The sequence below is a fragment of the Streptomyces abyssomicinicus genome (assembly GCF_008974245.1).
Lineage (GTDB): Bacteria > Actinomycetota > Actinomycetes > Streptomycetales > Streptomycetaceae > Streptomyces > Streptomyces abyssomicinicus.
Window position 1 is genome coordinate 181,396 of record NZ_BBZI01000006.1, and the last position, 18,098, is coordinate 199,493.

14 protein-coding genes and 1 pseudogene are annotated in these 18,098 nt (G+C 73.4%); 7 read left to right on the forward strand and 8 right to left on the reverse strand.

Annotated features, from left to right (window positions below):
* Positions 1–4,011, forward strand: a pseudogene (locus GBN72_RS08340) (type I polyketide synthase); the annotation flags it as partial.
* A gap of 81 nt (positions 4,012–4,092) precedes the next feature.
* Here GBN72_RS08340 and GBN72_RS08345 read toward each other — a convergent pair.
* From GBN72_RS08345 to GBN72_RS34040, 4 genes are all read right to left on the reverse strand, one after another.
* The gene (locus GBN72_RS08345) at positions 4,093–7,362 is read right to left on the reverse strand and encodes a condensation domain-containing protein (RefSeq protein WP_151771075.1); all 3,270 of its coding nucleotides are present in this window, start codon (positions 7,360–7,362) and stop codon (positions 4,093–4,095) included.
* A 175-nt stretch (positions 7,363–7,537) separates the two neighbouring features.
* Entirely contained in the window at positions 7,538–8,404 is an 867-nt protein-coding gene (locus GBN72_RS08350) for a 4'-phosphopantetheinyl transferase family protein (RefSeq protein ID WP_151771076.1), read from the reverse strand.
* A complete protein-coding gene (locus GBN72_RS08355; protein ID WP_151771077.1) occupies positions 8,398–8,694 on the reverse strand; it encodes a hypothetical protein in 297 nt (98 codons plus the stop codon). The genes GBN72_RS08350 and GBN72_RS08355 overlap by 7 nt, the downstream gene beginning before the upstream one ends.
* Before the next feature lie 46 nt (positions 8,695–8,740).
* Positions 8,741–8,881: a hypothetical protein gene (locus tag GBN72_RS34040; protein ID WP_164540503.1), complete on the reverse strand. Its 141-nt coding sequence runs from the start codon at positions 8,879–8,881 to the stop codon at positions 8,741–8,743.
* A 567-nt stretch (positions 8,882–9,448) separates the two neighbouring features.
* On the opposite strand from GBN72_RS34040, the gene GBN72_RS08360 reads away from it, so the two are divergent.
* On the forward strand, positions 9,449–10,936 hold the full coding sequence (locus GBN72_RS08360) for an FAD-dependent monooxygenase (protein WP_246212370.1): 1,488 nt from the start codon (positions 9,449–9,451) through the stop codon (positions 10,934–10,936).
* Positions 10,937–10,949: 13 nt separating this feature from the next.
* On the opposite strand, the gene GBN72_RS08365 is transcribed toward GBN72_RS08360, so the two are convergent.
* Positions 10,950–11,603, reverse strand: coding sequence for a ScbR family autoregulator-binding transcription factor (locus GBN72_RS08365; protein WP_151771079.1), 654 nt, complete (start codon positions 11,601–11,603; stop codon positions 10,950–10,952).
* A 156-nt stretch (positions 11,604–11,759) separates the two neighbouring features.
* On the opposite strand from GBN72_RS08365, the gene GBN72_RS08370 reads away from it, so the two are divergent.
* Positions 11,760–12,620 carry an NAD(P)H-binding protein gene (locus tag GBN72_RS08370; protein WP_151771080.1) on the forward strand — a complete coding sequence of 287 codons (861 nt, stop codon included), beginning with the start codon at positions 11,760–11,762 and terminating at the stop codon, positions 12,618–12,620.
* A gap of 161 nt (positions 12,621–12,781) precedes the next feature.
* On the forward strand, positions 12,782–12,916 hold the full coding sequence (locus GBN72_RS35855) for a hypothetical protein (RefSeq protein ID WP_281371506.1): 135 nt from the start codon (positions 12,782–12,784) through the stop codon (positions 12,914–12,916).
* 183 nt (positions 12,917–13,099) lie between these two features.
* Here the strand turns inward: GBN72_RS35855 and GBN72_RS08375 are convergent, their stop codons facing one another.
* Positions 13,100–14,107 carry a ScbA/BarX family gamma-butyrolactone biosynthesis protein gene (locus GBN72_RS08375; protein WP_151771081.1) on the reverse strand — a complete coding sequence of 336 codons (1,008 nt, stop codon included), beginning with the start codon at positions 14,105–14,107 and terminating at the stop codon, positions 13,100–13,102.
* Positions 14,108–14,468: 361 nt separating this feature from the next.
* On the opposite strand from GBN72_RS08375, the gene GBN72_RS08380 reads away from it, so the two are divergent.
* The 3 genes from GBN72_RS08380 (at position 14,469) to GBN72_RS08390 (ending at position 16,630) form a co-directional block, all read left to right on the forward strand.
* A complete protein-coding gene (locus GBN72_RS08380) occupies positions 14,469–14,681 on the forward strand; it encodes an acyl-CoA carboxylase subunit epsilon (protein ID WP_246212371.1) in 213 nt (70 codons plus the stop codon).
* Positions 14,682–14,800: 119 nt separating this feature from the next.
* The gene (locus GBN72_RS08385) at positions 14,801–16,393 is read left to right on the forward strand and encodes an acyl-CoA carboxylase subunit beta (protein WP_246212372.1); all 1,593 of its coding nucleotides are present in this window, start codon (positions 14,801–14,803) and stop codon (positions 16,391–16,393) included.
* A 39-nt stretch (positions 16,394–16,432) separates the two neighbouring features.
* On the forward strand, positions 16,433–16,630 hold the full coding sequence (locus GBN72_RS08390; protein WP_151771082.1) for an acyl-CoA carboxylase epsilon subunit: 198 nt from the start codon (positions 16,433–16,435) through the stop codon (positions 16,628–16,630).
* A gap of 245 nt (positions 16,631–16,875) precedes the next feature.
* Here the strand turns inward: GBN72_RS08390 and GBN72_RS08395 are convergent, their stop codons facing one another.
* Both GBN72_RS08395 and GBN72_RS08400 read right to left on the reverse strand, forming a co-directional pair.
* Positions 16,876–17,457 (reverse strand): GTP-binding protein, encoded by a 582-nt coding sequence (locus GBN72_RS08395; protein ID WP_151771083.1) that lies wholly within the window; start codon positions 17,455–17,457, stop codon positions 16,876–16,878.
* Positions 17,438–18,037 carry a DUF742 domain-containing protein gene (locus GBN72_RS08400; RefSeq protein ID WP_151771084.1) on the reverse strand — a complete coding sequence of 200 codons (600 nt, stop codon included), beginning with the start codon at positions 18,035–18,037 and terminating at the stop codon, positions 17,438–17,440. Before GBN72_RS08400 ends, GBN72_RS08395 begins: the two co-directional genes overlap by 20 nt.
* Between the last annotated feature and the right edge of the window lie 61 nt (positions 18,038–18,098).

Consider the following 18,098-nt stretch of genomic DNA (forward strand, 5'->3'; position numbering starts at 1 on the left):
CTGATGAACGCGGGTACCGACCAGATAGTCGAGGCGCTGCGCTCCGCCCTGGTGGACAACGAGCGGCTGCGGGTGCTGAACCGGAAGCTGGCCGACACGGCCACCGAGCCCGTCGCCGTCGTCGCGATGAGCTGCAGGCTGCCGGGCGAAGCCGTCTCGCCCGAGGCGCTGTGGCAACTGGTGCTCGACGGCACGGACGCCGTGTCGTCGGTGCCCACCGACCGGGGGTGGGACCCCGCCTGGCTGCGCGGCCCCGGTGAACCGGAGGACGCGCCGGTCACCCTGGAGGCAGGATTCGTCCACGACGCGTCGCGCTTCGACCCGGCGCCGTTCGGCATCAGCCCCCGCGAAGCACTGGCGATGGACCCCCAGCAGCGCCTGCTGCTGGAGGCCACCTGGGAGGTGCTCGAACGCGGTGGCCTCGACCCGGCCTCGCTGAAGGGGTCGCCCACCGGCGTCTTCGTCGGCTGCTCGGCCTCCGGGTACAGCGCCACCATGTACGGCGACGCCCAGGGGAGCGAGTCCTACCTGCTCACCGGCACCGCGGGCGGTGTGCTCTCCGGGCGGCTGTCCTACACCTTCGGGCTCGAAGGACCGGCGGTCACCGTCGACACGGCCTGCTCGTCGTCGTCCGTGGCGCTGCACCTGGCGGTCCAGTCCCTGCGCCGCGGCGAGTGTTCGCTGGCGGTCGCCGGCGGCGCGGCCGTGATCGCGACACCGGGCGTCTTCGCGGAGTTCAGCAAGCAGGGCGGGCTGGCCGGCGACGGCCGCTGCAAGGCGTTCTCCGCCGACGCCGACGGCACCGGGTGGGCCGAGGGCGTGGGCATGCTCCTCCTGGAGAAGCTCTCCGACGCCCGCCGCAACGGTCATGAGGTGCTGGCGGTCATCCGCGGCTCCGCCGTCAACCAGGACGGCGCCAGCAACGGGCTCACCGCGCCCAGCGGTCCGGCGCAGCGCCGCGTCATCCGCCAGGCGCTCGCCGACGCCCGTCTCACCGCGGCCGACGTGGACGTGGTGGAGGCGCACGGCACGGGCACGACGCTGGGCGACCCCATCGAGGCCCGCGCGCTGCTCGCCACCTACGGCAAGGACCGCCCCGAGGACAGTCCCCTCTGGCTCGGTTCGCTGAAGTCGAACATCGGCCATCCGCAGGCCGCCGCCGGTGTCGCGGGCGTCGTGAAGATGGTGATGGCGATGCGGCACGGGGTGCTTCCGAAGACCCTGCACGCCGACGAGCCCTCCCCGCACGTCGACTGGTCGGCCGGTGCGGTACGGCTGCTCGACGAGGCCCGCCCATGGCCGGAGACCGGCAGGCCGCGGCGCGCCGCCGTGTCCTCCTTCGGCATGAGCGGCACGAACGTGCACATCATCCTCGAGCAGGCCCCCGAGCCGGACGCCCCCGAACCTGACGCCGCTTCGGACGACGTCGCGGCCGCCGGCACCGGCACCACGTCGGGCGGCACGGCGCCGGCCGGGGACGGGCTCGCGGTGGTGCCGTGGGTGCTGTCCGCCAAGTCGGAGCAGGCGCTGAAGGCGCAGGCGGAGCGGCTGCTGGCCCACGTCGGCGAGCACCCGGACGTGCCGGTCGCGGACATCGGCTACTCGCTGGCACTGACCCGGACCGCGTTCAACCACCGTGCGGCGGTGGTGGCCGCCGGGCGGGAGGACCTCGAGACCGCACTGGCGTCGATCGTGTCGGGCGCGCCCGCGCCCGCCGTCGTCGCGGGCGTCGCGGGCCGCGGGACGCGTCCGGTGTTCGTCTTCCCCGGCCAGGGCGCCCAATGGGCGGGCATGGCCGTCGAACTCCTCGACACCTCCCCGGTCTTCGCGGCACGCATGGCGGAATGCGCCGCCGCCCTCGCCCCGCACACCGACTGGTCCCTGCTCGACGTCGTCCGCAGCGGCGAAGGCCTGGAGCGCGTGGACGTGGTCCAGCCGGTCCTGTGGGCCGTCATGGTGTCCCTCGCCGAGCTGTGGCGTTCGTACGGGGTCCAGCCGGCCGCGGTGATCGGTCACTCGCAGGGCGAGATCGCCGCCGCCGCGGTCGCCGGCATCCTCACGCTGGAGGACGCCGCCAAGGTCGTCGCCCTCCGATCCCGAGCCATCACCGCCCTCGCCGGACTCGGCGGCATGGTCTCCGTCGCCCAGGCGGCGGACACCGTGCGCGAGGCGATCGCCGCGTGGGACGGGCGCATCTCCGTCGCCGCCGTCAACGGCCCCACCTCGACGGTGGTGTCGGGTGACGTCGACGCCCTGGACGAGTTCCTGGCCCACTGCCGGAACAGCGAGGTCCGGGCCCGCAAGGTGGATGTCGACTACGCCTCCCACTCCGCGCACGTGGAGGCGATCCGCGACGAACTCGCCCGCCTCCTGACCGGCATCACCCCGCAGCAGGGCGGCACGCCCCTCTACTCCTCCCTCACCGGTCGCCTGCTGGACGTCACCGAGACGGCGATGGACGGCGGCTACTGGTACGACAACCTGCGCGGCACCGTCGAGTTCGAGAACGCGGCCCGTGCCGCACTCGCCGACGGGCACGGGGTGTTCGTCGAGGTCAGCCCCCACCCGGTCCTCGCCATCGGCCTCCAGGGCACCGTGGAGGACGTCGGCGCGGCAGCCGCCGTCCTCGGCACCCTCCGCCGCGACGAGGGCGGACCGGAGCGCTTCCTGACCTCCCTGGCGGAGGCCCACTGCCACGGTGTGGCCGTCGACTGGGACACCGTCTTCGCCGGTACCGGCGCCCGCCGTACCGGCCTGCCCACCTATCCCTTCCAGCGGCGGCACTTCTGGCCCGACCCGCCGGCCCCCGGCGCCCTCTCACCGGTCCCCGCGGCGACGGAACCGTCCGGCGACGCTCCGGACGGCGAGGTCGACGAGGAGGAGGCCGCCGCCGGACGCGAGTTCGCGGCGCGGCTGCGTGAGGTCCCGGCGGCGGAGCGCCACTGGGCCCTCCTCGGCCTGGTGACCCAGCACGCCGCCGCGGTCCTCGGCCACGCGTCCGCCGACGTCGTCGAGACCGACACCAACTTCCTCGAGCAGGGCTTCGACTCCCTGAGCGCCCTGCGGCTGCGCAACAACCTGCGCCAGGCCCTCGGCGTCGACCTGTCCGCGACCCTGCTGTTCGACCACCCCACGCCGGTCCGGCTGGCCCGGCACCTGGCGGCGCGGGTCCTGGGCGGCGACGAGGAGGAGGCGCCGCAGGAGGCCGCGGCGGAGAGTCACCTGCTGGGAGAGCTGTTCCGGCACAGCCGCGACACCGGCCGGCCCGCCGAGTACACCGAGCTGCTGATCAACCTGGCGTCCTTCCGGCCGGTCTACGACGACCACACCGCCCTGGAGACACCCCACCGGGCCGTTCCCCTCTCGGGGCGCGCCGGAGGCCGGGCCCCCGCCCTGATCAGCTGCTGCACCATGTCGATGCTGTCGGGCGCGCACGAGTACGCCCGGCTGGCCGCAGGATTCCGGGGCGCCCGGGACGTCTACGCGCTGCCGCACCCCGGCTTCTCGGCCGGCCAGTCCCTCCCGCAGGACCTGGGCGTCCTGACCCGCACCCACGCCGACACCGTGCTGCGGACCGTCGGTGACGCGCCGTTCGTCCTCACCGGCCATTCCGGCGGCGCCATGGTGGCCAACGTCCTGTCGCTGGAACTGGCCCGCCAGGGACGCCCGCCGGCCGCGGTGGTCCTGATGGACAGCTATCCGTTCGACAGCCCGATCCTGGTGGACTGGATCCCCCAGATGCTCGACGGCATGGTGGAACGGGACACCGCCTTCACGCCCATGGACGACTACCGCACCACCGCCTGGGCGGCCTACCTGCAGTTCTTCAGCAGCTGGACGGCACAGCGGCTGGACGTGCCGACCCTGCTGGTCCGTGCGGACACCCCGCTCGGCACCGTCCCGGAGGACGGCGACTGGCACGCCAGCTGGCCCCACCCGCACGAGGTCGTGGACGTCCCCGGCGACCACTTCACCATGCTGGGCGACCACTCCGAGGACGTGGCCAAGCGGATCCAGGAGTGGCTGGCCGACCGGGGGCTGTGACGTGCGGTGCGGGGACCCGGCGGTGGGCGCCGCCGGGTCCCCGCACCGTCAGGGGCGGCGGTCCCGAGGGCGGGAGACGCCCGACGAGGGCCGCACCGCCTTGCCGAGGCGGGTGGCCAGGGCCTGCGTCCCGACGGACGCCGACGCCGCGGCGACGACCACCGCGGGAAGGCTCCGGGTGTCCTCGCCGACCAGCCGCGCCAGCTCCCAGGCGGCCTCTCCGCCGCCGGAGAACGTGCCCAGCGCGGCCAGGCGGTCGCCGGCGACGACCCGCAGCACCTCGTGCCACGAGCGGACCTGGTCCTCGCCCGAGCGCAGCAGGATCAGTTCCTCCGGGCCGGTGTACAGCTGGGCGAGCCGCACGTACCAGGAGAGCGGGGCGCCGGGGGAGGGCACCAGCCCGATCACCCGGCCCGTCCCGGGCCGCAGGGTCACGAACGGCGGGCCGGAGGCCGAGGTGCCGGGCAGCAGTTCCAGCAGCCGGGCGATGGGCGTCGCGTCGTCGGCGTCGGAGGGGAAGCTGCGCAGCAGACGCACGCAGTGCGAGAGCACGCCGGACACGTCGGGCAGACGTCCGCGGTCGTGCTCCGCCGTCAGCACCAGGCCGCCCCCCTCGTCGCGGTGCGCGACCAGGGTCAGTGAGAACGCCGTCCTGGCGCCCGTGGTCCAGGGGAACTCCATGCGCACGCCGAGGGCGGCGAACGACGGCTCCAGCCGCTCGAAGGGGTTGATCCTGCTGTCGAAGACGAGCAGGCTCCCGGCGTCCTGGTCCGCGGCCGGCGTCCGCCGGGCGGTGACGCGCCCCGGCCCGCCGGGCGGATGGGCCGGACCGTCCGGGGCGTGGGTCCAGGACCGGATCTGCCCCGCGGAGACCCATTCGTAGGACGCCAGGTCCAGCGCCTGGTCCCGCAGCGTCACCAGCAGGTCGGGCACGGTCCCGGCGGGGTCGACCTCCACCGACACCGGCACGGGGTTGCGCAGGGCGCCGGGCAGCCGCTCGACGCCGTCCAGCGCGATGCCCCGGCCGGAGAGGGCCACGCTGTACCGCACGGGACCGCGGCGGACGGCGCCCGAGGCGTGGTGGAGAAGGATCGCCCAGGCCGCCTGCACCGCGCTGCTCTCGGTCGCGCCGAGTCGCGCCGCCCAGGCCGCGAGCCGGGACGCCTCGGTGGGAGCGAGCCGGGCGCGTACCCGGCCCGGCCCCTGCCACCGCGCGGACGAGGCGGCCGCGCCGTCGCCCGGCAGGGCCACGACCTGGGTGCCCGCGCCCGAGACGGGGGCCGACCGCTGCCAGAAGTCCTTGGCCGGGGCGGTGTCCTGGCCGGCCAGCCAGCGGGCGTGGTCGCGCACGTCGGGACGCCGGTCGCCGCCCGGCAGGCTTCCGTCGGCCAGGTAGGCGAGGCAGAACTGCTCCACCAGCAGCCGCACGCTCCACGCGTCCAGCAGCGCCTGGTGGTAGGTGACCAGGACGCGGGTGGCCGGCTGCGAGGGGGTGGCCTCGGGGTCCTCCACCAGGGTGACCCGCAGCGGGCCCGGCGCGCGCGGGTCGATGCCGCGACGGCGGTCGGCGGCGAGCAGGTCGGACCAGACCAGCTCCCCGGAGGCCGCCCGGATCACCTCGGGCGTCACCCGCTCGTGGATCAGCACCTGGACGTCGGGGCCGCCGCCGAACGACGCGCGCAGCACCGTCTCCCGGTCGAAGACGGACTGCCAGGCCGTGGTGAACCGCTCCGGCTCCAGCGGGCCGTGCCAGATCCAGCTGAGCTGCTCGATCTGACGGCCCGTTCCCGGGTGGGCGTCGGCGTCGGCGAGCAGTTCCCGCTGAAGGGGGCTCGCCTCGATCACGCGGATGCCGTCGGCCGGCCGGTCCGCGCCGCGGGCCAGTTCCTCCAGCGTGTCGCGCAGGACGGCGACGAGCCGGTCCGCCGACTCCCGGTCCACCGCGTCGTGGGGCGAGGGCGTCCAGCCGAGCTCCATCCGGAGCCTGCCGCCGCGGGTCCGGGCGGTGAGGTCGAGCAGGTGCGGGGTGTCGGCGGGGGGCGGCGCGGCGTCGGCGTCGGGGGTGAAGCGCATCAGGGCCGGGACGAGTTCGCGCAGGACGAGCCGGAGCGCCGGGGAGGGCGCGTGCTCCCGGCACGCCGCGAAGGAGGCCCGTCCGACGACGGCCAGCCGGGACGCGGCCCGGGCGAGGAAGTCCGGCCCGTCACCGTCGGCCGCGCCGTCGAGCAGTACCGGCTCGGTGACGGCGAGCGGACCGACCGTGCGGCGCAGGGCGGGGCTGTCCTGGCGGCCGTCGGTGTGGACGTCGAAGGACGCCCGGTCGTCGTCCCGCCACCGGGCCAGGGCCAGTCCGGCGGCGCCCGCCAGCACCTGGGGGGCGGTCAGGCCGAGACGGCGGGCCAGGGTGACCGTCACCCGCCGGGTGGCGGCCTTGCCCAGGACGAGGGCCGGGCGGTGGTCCGCCTCCCCGGAGTCGCGCAGGTCCCGCCGCGGACGGAACGGGTGGGCGGCGGCGCGGCCCTCGGCCACCGTCTGCCAGTGGCCGGTCTCGCGGGGGTCGGCGGCGACGTCCGGCAGCGAGCCGATCCAGTCGCTGTAGCGGACCTCCTCGGCGGCGGGGTACGCGCCGCCGAGGAGAGCGTCGGCCAGGTCGGCGAGGAGGACCCGCAGGGAGGCGTGGTCGGCCGCCAGCGGGTCGGCCAGCAGCACGATCCGGCGCCCGCCGCGCAGGGCGACGGCGTGCAGGGTGCGTCCGGCGTGCGCGTCGAGCATGCGGCCGGCGTCGGCGACCGCCTGCCGCTCGCGGGTCCGGGGGACGGCGGCCACGGTGCAGGCCACGGCGTCGGCGGGCGGGACCGGGCGGACCCCGGCCGCCGGGCCGTCGCCGATCCGCGACGCGAGCAGCGGGTGGGCCTCCGCCAGGGCGGCAAGGGCGGCGGCGAGTGCCTCCGGATCCACCGGCTCGGGCAGGTTCAGGGTGGCGGAGCGCGGCGGCGGCCGGTGGCCGGTCTCGTGCAGGCGCAGCAGGGCGCGCTGTCCCGGTCCCGGGGTGACGGCGGGCCGGCCGGGCATGGTGAGCAGGTCCGCGACCCGGCCCGCCGGGAAGGGCCGGGCCGTTTCGGGGGTCAGCAGGTAGTGGCCCGCGCCGAGCCGGCGCAGGGTGTGGCGCGGTCCGTCGGGCTCGTCGTCCAGGGCGGTGGCGACCCGATCCTCGTGCGGGGCTCCGAAGAGCTCCAGCAGGGGCGGGTGGCCGTCGGGCGACGGCCCGGGGGCCACGGTCACTACCGAGGCGGGGGCGGTGGAGAGGTCGTCGGTCAACGGTCCGTCGGGCCGTGGCCCTCCTCCTCCCCGCGGTCGCCGGTCCGGATGCTCGCCGTGCAGGCGTTATGGCAAACGGTAGGCGTACCAGCAGTAAGGTGTCCGGTTCCTCCAGCGAGCCTGGAGCGCGGCAGGGGAGCATCTACAGGGAGGCGACGTCCTCGGGCGCCGGCGGTCACCGCCGCAGCAGTTCCTCCATCGCGGCGGTCAGCCCGCCGTCGACTCCGCCGGGATGCGGGCCGCTCCAGGGCCGGGTGCCGTACGGGGTGTCCTGGTAGGCGGCGCTCAGCACGTACCCGTCGAGGACGGTGTGGGTGGCGAGGACCCAGTCGCCGTGGCGGAAGAGGCCGCCGTCCGGCGGGGGGCCGACGCCCTGGCTGCCGAAGCCGAAGGTGGTGAAGTCCAGGCGCAGGCCCTGTCCGAGGGCCTTGCTGTAGGCCTCCTTGAGGGTCCACAGCCGCAGCAGCGCGTCCTTGCGCGGCCGCGGCGGCAGCTGCGCGAGGGCGCGCAGTTCGCCGGGGGTGCAGGCCTGGGCGCTCAGCAGGCCGACGTCGGTGCGCCGGTCCAGCGGCTCGAGGTCGACGCCCACCCGGCCGCCGCAGGAGAGCGCGACCACGATGACGTCCCCGGTGTGCGACAGGCTGACCTCCAGGTCGCATCCGGGCAGGAACGGGCGGCCGCCGATGCGGTGGCCGAGCTCGACGGAGCGCGGGTCGAGGCCCAGGACGGCGGCGGCGGCGTGCCGGACGACCTGCTGCGCGGTCGTGTGGTGCTCCGGGTGCTCCAGGTGCTCCAGGTGCTCCAGGTGGCCGGGGTGCTCACGGTTCTCGCGGTGCGTGGGGTGCCGGGGCGGTCCGTCGGCGGGCCAGTCGGCGCCGAGGGTGTGGAGGACGGCCCTGCCACCGCTCTCCAGGGCGGCGCGCACGCCGGCCCAGGGTCCGGCCGGGCCGTGCACGCGGACGGGGGAGGGGGCGGCGGCCGGGGCGGGTGCGGCCGGCCTGGTGCGGGGCGGCCGGGCGGTGGTGCGCGCGCCGCTCACCATGGCGTGAGCCCGCCGTCGTGGGCGACGGGCGGGGAGGAGAGGAACCAGCGGGCGGGCGCTCCGGTGCCGTCGAGGACGCGGCGGCACAGTTCGCGGACGGTTCTCCGGGCGTGCGGCGCGTCGTCGGCGAGCAGGAAGACGGCCAGTGCGATCTCCCCGGGCCCGCTGTGCACGCGCAGGTGCTCGACGCCGGCGACGTCCTCGGCCCGGGCGCGGATGCGGTGGACGATCCCTGCGGTCTCGCCGGGATCCAGCTCGGGGCCGGTCATCGTGAGGGTGTACAGGTACATGGGTTGCCTTTCGGCCGGGCGGGGGCGGGACGAGACCGTCCCGGGGCTACCAGCCGAAGCCGTCGTCCAGCACGCCCGCCTCGCCGGTCGTGGCCGGTGCGGCCGCCAGCGCCTGGGCGGAGCCGCCGAGGCCGGTGCCGAAGAGCATCAGGAACAGAACCGCGACCCGGACGACACGACGACGCATGACACGCTCCTTTGGGTGGTGACCGTTGGCCGGCCCGGGGATCGGGCCGGGTTTCTTTCCGTCGCATCAAGCTTGTCCGCGGGCACCGGCCCTGTCACGCGTTGACCTGCGGCATCATCGCGCCTGGCAGCTTGGCGTCACGGTCCTCGCGCGGAGCGAGGACAGCCCCAGCACCCCTCCTCGATCTCAATAACAGCAAAAAGCTCCCCTCACACCCTCCGCCTGCCCCTGCGGGTCCCGCTTCGGTCCGTCACGGTCCGACCCGGACCACCCCGTACCGGAACGGTTCCCGCACGGCGCCCCGGGCTCCGCCCGCCACCCTGACGGGTGAGTTCGCACGCTTGTCTTGCTGTTATTTGCATCGGGCAGCTATCTGCCGGACCCGTCGGGAACCGCCGCGTGAACAGGCGGGAAGCAGAACGCCGGACCACTTCCAACGAACCGTCCAACCGGTATATTTTCCGCCCGGGGACAACGTCATACGAGTGCGTGCCGGGCTTGCCTGCCGGCCGCGAGGCCAGGGGGGCCGGGTCGATGCCGCGGGACGTACGGGGTCAGGTTGCCGTGGTGGGCGGGGGACCGGTGGGTCTGCTGCTCGCCTGCGAACTGGCGCGTGAGGGAGTCGGCACGGTCGTCGTGGAGCGCCGCACGACGGTCTCCGGACGGCCGAAGGCGACGACGCTGCACGCCCGGGCGGTGCAGAGCCTCGTACGGCGCGGCCACCTCGACGGGCTGGTCGCCGGCGCCCGCGCAGGCAGCCGCGGAACGGTCACCATGCCGTTCCACTTCGCCGGCCTCCCCGGCCTCACCGTCTCCGCGCCGGCCGGCGAACCCGAGCCGATCCTCAAGTGCGCCCAGGACGAGATCGAGCGCCACCTCGAGCGGCGGGCCGAGGCCGCCGGTGCCCGCATCCTGCGCGGGCACCGGGTCACCGGCCTGCGGCAGACGGACGAGGGCGTACACCTGACCACCGAGGGGCCCGACGGCCCGGTGACCTGCTCCGCCGAGTACGTCGTGGGAGCGGACGGCGCCCGCAGCAGCGTGCGCCGGCTCGCCGGGATCGAGGCCGACACCAGCCCGGCCACGGTGTCCGCACTGGCCGGGGACGTCACCCTGTCCCGCCACTGCGCCCTGCGGCCCGGCTGGCACCGGACCGACCGGGGATGGATCGTCGTCAAGCACGTGGCCGGCGGCAGGACGCGGCTGCGGACGCTCAACTGCTCGGGCGCCCACCCCGCGCGGCACGAGACACCCACCCTGGAGGAACTCGGCCAGGAGGTGTCGTGGATCCTCGGCGAGGACGTCCCGATGGAACAGCCGCGCTGGCTCAGCCGGTTCAGCGACTTCTCGCTGCTCGCCCGCTCCTACCGCCGCGGCCGGATCCTCCTCGCAGGGGACGCCGCCCACCTGCACTTCCCCATCGGCGGACAAGGACTCAGCACCGGACTGCTCGACGCCGTCAACCTGGGCTGGAAACTGGCCTACGCGGTCCGCGGCCCGGCCGGCGAAGGACTGCTCGACACCTACGAACGCGAACGCAGACCCGCCGCCCAGCAGGTCATCGACAACACCCGCGCCCAACTCGCGCTGATGCGCCCCGACACCGGACTCGACCCGGTGCGCGCCCTCTTCGCGGACCTGCTGCTGGGCGGCGCGGCCGGCGAGGGCGCCGCCCTGGCGGCACGGGTGAGTGCCCAGGACACCCGGCTCCCGTCGCACCCGGCGACGGCGTCCTCCTGGGAAGGGACGTTCCTCTACAACGCCGCACTCAGCACCACCGAAGGCCCCACCGACGTGATCACCCTGCTCCGCGCGGGCAGGCCCCTGCTGCTCCTCCTGGGCGACGGCGGACACCGCGACGTGACGCTGCCTTCCCGGTGGAAGGACGTGGTGAGCGTGGTGCGCGCCGAGGCCGTCCCCGGCGTTCCGTGCGCGGCGCTGCTGGTACGCCCCGACGGCTACATCGCCTGGGCCTCGCCCGACAACGGCGACGGCGACCACGGCGGTCCGACCGCGGTCGACCTGGCCGGCCTCGGGGAAGGGGTGGCGGCGTGAGCGGCCGCGGCCGTCACAGGTGGTCCAGCGGATCCTCCAGCAGTTCTTCGTGCACGGCCTCCCCCCGGCCCTCCGACAGGTCGACGGCCGCCAGGACGGAGGGCACCACGACGCCCGGCAGGATGTGACGGATCAGCGAACTGACCCGGCGCGGCAGGTCCTGATAGTCGCTGAGCGCCTGCGACATGGCCTGGATCCCGGCGAAGCTGCCGACCAGGACGTCGGTGGTCTCGGCGAAATCGACGTGCGGCAGCAGCTCGTTCTGGGCGCCGGCCTTCTCCAGCAACTCGGTGCCCACCAGCCGCCAGTGGTCGAAGGGACCGCTGCGGTCCAGCCCGCCGGCCTGCTGGTCGAGGGTCAGGCGCACGCCTGCCCGCACCATCGGGTCGCTCTGCAGACGGTAGGCGTGCACGGCGATGGTGTCGACGAGCTGCTGGACACGGCAGGCGCGCTCGGGAACGGCACGCCACTGGTTCTGCGCGTGCATGATCCCGTCGGCCAGAGCCTCCTTGGAAGGGAAGTGGAAGTAGAGCGCCCCCTTGGTGACACCGGCCGCCGTGAGGATCTCGTTGATGGTCGCGGCCTTGTAGCCGCGTTCCTCGAAGACTCGCGCCGCCGACTCGAGGATCACCTTCCGCGTACGAATCGCTCGGTCCTGCTTGACCACGTGGGCCCGCCTTCCGCCCGTCGGTCCGGGCCAACCACTAAAAAAACCGTCCAGTTTGTATCTTACAGTTCGCGGTCGGCCGGGCGCTGTGCCGTTGCCCCGAAAATCTTCGGGCAGGGGCGACTGGGGCCGGCCGGACGCCGGGAGGGAGAACGGATGATCCTGGTGACCGGTGCCAGCGGCACGGTCGGATCCGAGGTGCTGAGACGGCTTCCCGCCGGGGCGGAGGTCCGGGCCATGTCGAGGGATCCCGCACGGGTGTCCGCCGCGGGGCACGCGGTGGAGGCCGTGCGGGGCGACCACCGTGACCCGCGGTCCCTGGCCACCGCCCTGCGGGGGGTACGGCGGGCGTTCCTCGTCACCAACGCCGTCGACGGCGACGACGACGTCCGCTTCCTGCGGGCCGCCGGCGAGGCGGGGGTGCGGCAGGTGGTGAAGCTGTCGGCGGCCGCCGTCCTCGACCACGGCGCGCAGGACCTCGTCACCCGGTGGCAGCGGTCCTGCGAGGAGGCCCTGCGGAGCTCCGGGCTCGGCTGGACACTGCTGCGTCCGCGCGCGTTCATGTCCAACGCCCTCGGCTGGGCGGGGTCGGTGCGCGCCGAGCAGGTGGTGCGCGCGCTCCACGGGAACGCGGTCACCTCCTGCGTGGACCCCGGGGACGTGGCGGAGGTGGCCGTCCGGGCCCTCACCGAGGAAGGGCACGAAGGCAGCTCCTACACCCTGACGGGGCCGCAGGCGATCAGCGCGGCCGAACAGACACGGGTGCTGGGCGACCTGCTCGGCCGGTCACTGCGCTTCGAGGAACTGGGCCGGGACCAGGCACGGACGGCGCTGCGCCGGCGCCATCCGGACCCGGTCGCCGAGGCACTGCTGGAGAGCGCCGACCGCGCGCGGGACGGCGCGAAGGCACAGGTGGAGGACACCGTGCGAGCGGTGACGGGCCGCGACGCCCGGACGTTCCGGGACTGGGCGCACGAGCACCTCACCGCCTTCACCCCGGCCCCGGGCCCCGCGTAGGGGCGGCACCGGTCCACCGCCGCACGAGGAGTACTCGACGGATACTCGAGGATCCCTGGCTAATTTCACGAGTGCGGACCGGACATCCGGAGGGACGTCCCCGGAAGCCCGGTCCGCCCTCCCGCACGACACAGGAACCGCTCTCACGACAGGGGAACCGGATGACGTCGAACCTGAACAACAACAACGTGAACGACAACAACGTCGTGAACAACAACCTGAACAACAACGCGAACAACAACGCGAACAACAACAACGTCAACGCCAACGTCGGCAACAACGTCAACGGCGTCTGAACGGAACCTCCCGGCCCCGCCGCGAACGCGGTCGTGCCGACGCCCCACCGGGCGTCGGCACGGGGCCGGCCGGCGCAAGGCCAAAGGGTCCTCCCCCCGGGGCGGGCCCTTTTGCCGTCACGCGCCGGTCCGGCGAAGTCTGTGAGGGGCGGTGCGCCTGATCGCTGCCCCTGATCGACGCGCCTAGAGCGCGGCGTGCTGCCCCGGGAAGGGCTGTGCCAGCGTCACCGTGGAGGAGAACACCCGCGCACCGTTCTGCGTGCCGGTGACCCGCACGGCACTCGCACCCGGCCCGGCGGGCTCCGGGGCTGCCTGGATGATGCACGGCGTGTCCAGTTCGGCGTACCGGTCGAAGTCACAGGTGACCTCGAGCGGCAGGCCGTCCCGGCCGAGGAAGGCGGTCGCCGCCTGCCGGGCGGCCTCCATCAGCACCATGCCGGGCACGTGGTCGTTGGCGTGCTCGAACAGCACCGGGTGATTGGTGTCCAGCCTCAACTGCCAGCGGTCGTCCGCCCCGAGAGGGGAGAGGACCACGTCGGTGGGCGAGATGCGCCCGACGGCCTGCGGCGGGACGGGCGCGGTCAGCCGGATCACCTTCGAAGGACCGTCGCCGGGAAGATGGTCGGCGCGCAGTCGCCGGTAGACGAGGGGGGCCACACAGCTCAGCGAGCCGCCGCCGGTGGCGACGACGTGGCCGTCGCGGCGGATCTCCACGTGGATGCGGAGCCCCATCAGGGTGCGGCCGCGGCGTCTCACCTCGGAGCATCTGACGTCCAGCTGCAGCGAGGCCGGCGCGAGGCCGACCCGCATGTGCTCAGGACGGACGGAGACCTGCAGGTCGTGCACCAGGAAATGGTGACCGAGCGGGACGCCGTACTCGGTGTGGGCCAGGAGGATGCCGGCCTGCCGCACCGTCTCGGCCGCCAGGAGGGGGTCGTGGCAGCCCTGGACACCGGTGAAGAAGCTGTGGCTGCGCGGCCACTGACCCGTCAAGGAGAAACGATCCTCCTCGCCGCTCCGGCGCCAGCCGGTCAGCATCACCTCGGCGACGCCGGCGCGGTGCACGAGTTCCTTCGGAACGGTCGTGGTCAGCCCCTGAAACCGCTGAACGCTCTCCGTCCTTTGCCCCGGAATCCCGTGATGACGCTCCAGGACGCGGCGGCGGGCAATGCGGATCGTGCTCGCAGACATGGTTCCTCCTGGTGTGAGTTGCCTGAATGCGAGGGGAGGAGCTCCCCCGGTCCTCGTAAAGATACAGACCACCCGGTTTCATTTCCATCACCAGCCGTCCTCAAGTCGTACAAGAACTGGAAGCAACCGTTCCTTCGGCACCCCTCCAGCGGTCCGGATCGCCCCATCGACCCGAACCCACCTGGGAGTTGACCTTCCACCGGGCCTCCGCGGCGGCCTCGGCCCACCGCGTGGCCCACCCCCGGCCCGGGAGTAGGGCCATCCCGCCCCAACCGGACCTCCAGTGGGCCCATAGCGATTCTTGAGCGGCTCGTTCGACGGTGTCCGGTGGACCACATCACGACACCGAGGGGGTCGCCGCATGCCGATGGACGGTCATCAGACGAACGACGCCCGGGGGCCTGTTCTCCGGGTGGAAAGGGGGCGGGCCAGCGACGAGGAACTCGCGGCGCTCACCGCCGTGTTGCTGTCGCTGCCCCGCAAGGCCGGCTCGACGGAAGAAGTCCGGCCACGGACCGCTTCCGGCTGGTGGGAACGGCGGACGGACTACGAGGCGCCCGGCAGCTGGCACTGAGAGCGCACCGGACGAAGAAAACACGCTTCACGCATACAAACCGCACGCGCGGTTTGTTAGCATCCCTGTTACGGATCCGGGGCGGGACCTTCTCGGCCTCGCCCCAGGAGGGAACCGACATGGCGACGATCACTGCCCCTGCCCGGCAACGGCAGGAAACCGCAGGACTGGCCGCACGCACCGCGGAGCTGCACGCGATCCGCATCCAGGCACTGGCCGGGCCGAGTGAGAAGGCCACCGCCGCGCAGCATGCCAAGGGCAAGCTGACCGCGCGGGAGCGTATCGAGCTGCTGCTGGACGCGGGCTCCTTCCAGGAGGTCGAGCAGTTGCGGCGGCACCGTGCCCAGGGCTTCGGTCTGGAGGCGAAGAAGCCGTACACGGACGGTGTGATCACCGGCTGGGGGACGGTCGAGGGCCGTACGGTCTTCGTCTACGCCCACGACTTCCGGATCTTCGGCGGCGCGCTGGGCGAGGCCCACGCGACGAAGATCCACAAGATCATGGACATGGCCATCGCGGCGGGTGCGCCGCTGGTGTCGCTGAACGACGGCGCCGGCGCCCGTATCCAGGAGGGCGTCTCCGCGCTGGCCGGCTACGGCGGCATCTTCCAGCGCAACACCAAGGCCTCCGGCGTCATCCCGCAGATCAGCGTGATGCTCGGCCCGTGCGCCGGCGGCGCCGCCTACAGCCCCGCCCTCACCGACTTCGTGTTCATGGTCCGCGAGACCTCGCAGATGTTCATCACCGGACCGGACGTCGTCAAGGCCGTCACCGGTGAGGAGATCACCCAGAACGGCCTCGGCGGCGCCGACGTCCACGCCGAGACCTCCGGCGTCTGCCACTTCGCCTACGACGACGAGGAAACCTGCATCGCCGAGGTCCGCTACCTCCTCGCGATGCTCCCGCAGAACAACCGCGAGAACCCCCCGCAGGCCGCCGCCACCGACGCCCTGGACCGCCGCTCCGACGTCCTGCTCGACCTGGTCCCCGCGGACGGCAACCGCCCCTACGACATGACCAAGGTCATCGAGGAGATCGTCGACGACGGCGACTACCTCGAGGTCCACGAACGCTGGGCCCGCAACATCATCTGCGCCCTCGGCCGCCTCGACGGCCAGGTCGTCGGCATCGTCGCCAACCAGCCCCAGGTCCTCGCCGGCGTCCTCGACATCGAAGCCAGCGAGAAAGCCGCCCGCTTCGTCCAGATGTGCGACGCCTTCAACATCCCCATCCTGACCTTCCTCGACGTCCCCGGCTTCCTGCCCGGCGTCGACCAGGAACACGGCGGCATCATCCGCCACGGCGCCAAACTCCTCTACGCCTACTGCAACGCCACCGTCCCGCGGATCTCCCTGATCCTCCGCAAGGCCTACGGCGGCGCCTACATCGTCATGGACTCCCAGTCCATCGGCGCCGACCTCACCTACGCCTGGCCCACCAACGAGATCGCCGTCATGGGCGCCGAAGGCGCCGCCAACGTCATCTTCCGACGCCAGATCGCCGACGCCGACAACCCCGAAGCCATGCGGACCCGCATGGTCAAGGAATACAAGTCCGAGCTGATGCACCCGTACTACGCGGCAGAGCGGGGACTCGTCGATGACGTCATCGATCCCGCCGAGACCCGCGAAGTCTTGATCAGGTCCCTCGCGATGCTCCGCACCAAGCACGCGGACCTGCCCTCGCGCAAGCACGGCAACCCGCCCCAGTAAGACAGTCGCGCCTCAGGAAGGCAGTAGGGAGACACGTTCATGAGCACACCGGTGGACATCCGCGTGGAGAAGGGACAGGCCGAGCCGGAGGAGCTCGCGGCTCTCACGGCCATCCTGCTGGCCCGGGCCTCCTCGGGGCCCGCCCCGGAGGCGTGGCGCGGCGGAGGCTCCGTGCGCGCCGCCTGGCGGCGGCTGGAGCGTGAGCCCGGCTTCCGCGCCCCGCACAGCTGGCGCTGACGCCCCCGGGACACCGTGTGAAGGCCCGCCCGCCCCCTCGAGGGGCGGGCGGGCCTTCGCGTGTTCCCGTGCGGGTGCGTGTGCCGTTCCGCGCGGGTACGACGCGTGCCGTTCCCGCGCGGGTACGACGCGTGCCGGTGCGGGCTCACGGAGTGCACCGGCAGCCGGCGGCCGGCGGCCCCTGAAAACGCCGGAGCCCGGCACCGCCGTGGGGGCGGTGCCGGGCTCCGGGTATGAACCCGCGACTAGCGGAGGCGCGCCATGAGGGCGTGCTCCACGAGCGTGATGAGCGCCGACTTGGCGTCGGCGCGGTGCCGCGCGTCGGTGGTGATGATCGGGGTGTCCGGCCCGATCTGCAGCGCCTCCCGCACCTCTTCCGGCTGGTACGGCTGGTGGCCGTCGAAGCCGTTCAGGGCGATGACGAACGGGAGACCCGAGTTCTCGAAGTAGTCGACCGCCGGGAAGCAGTCGGCGAGACGCCGGGTGTCCACCAGGACCACCGCGCCGATGGCGCCGCGGACCAGGTCGTCCCACATGAACCAGAACCGGTCCTGACCGGGGGTGCCGAACAGGTACAGGATCAGATCCTGGTCGAGCGTGATGCGGCCGAAGTCCATGGCGACCGTGGTGGTCGTCTTGTCCCCGGTGTGGGTGAGGTCGTCGATGCCCGCCGAAGCAGACGTCATGACGGCCTCCGTGCGCAGCGGGTTGATCTCCGAGACGGCGCCGACGAACGTGGTCTTGCCCACGCCGAAGCCGCCCGCCACCACGATCTTCGCGGAGGTGGTGGAGCGGGAAGACCCACCGTCAGAGCTTGCGAAGTCCACTGAGCACCCTTTCGAGCAGTGTCACGTCTGGCTGGCCGCCGGCGTTCTCGTCGCCGCCGGGCTGATGGATGGCGACCAGGCCCGCCTCCGCCAAGTCGGCGACGAGGATCCTGGCCACACCGAGAGGGATCTGCAGCAGGGCCGAGACCTCGGCGACCGACTTGATCTCCCGGCAGAGGTTGCAGATCCGCTGATGCTCGGGAAGCTGCCCCTGCATCTGGTGCGGCTGCGCGGTGGTGTGCACCAGCGCCTCGATGGCGAGCTGGTAGCGGGGCCTGGTACGGCCGCCCGTCATCGCGTACGGACGCACCAGGGGGTTCTTGGCCGACGGCGCCGCGGCGGGCGTCGGCTCGGGACCACGCCGCTGCGGTGCCACGGGCCGCTCGTACGGGGCAGCCGGCTGCCCGTACGGCGAATGCTGCCCATGACCCGGCCCTTGCGGGTTGTAGGGCGCATACGGCTGCTGGTGCGTGTGGCTCGCAGCGGAGGAAAAGTCGTACGACTGCTCGCCGTGCTGCCCGTTCTGGCCCTGGTCGTACGACCAGCCGCCCGGGTTCGGACCGCCTGGGGATGTTGCCACTCTCTCTCCTCCTCCAACTGTGCCGGGCACCCAACGTGTGGACGCCGCGTCCCGAAACCTT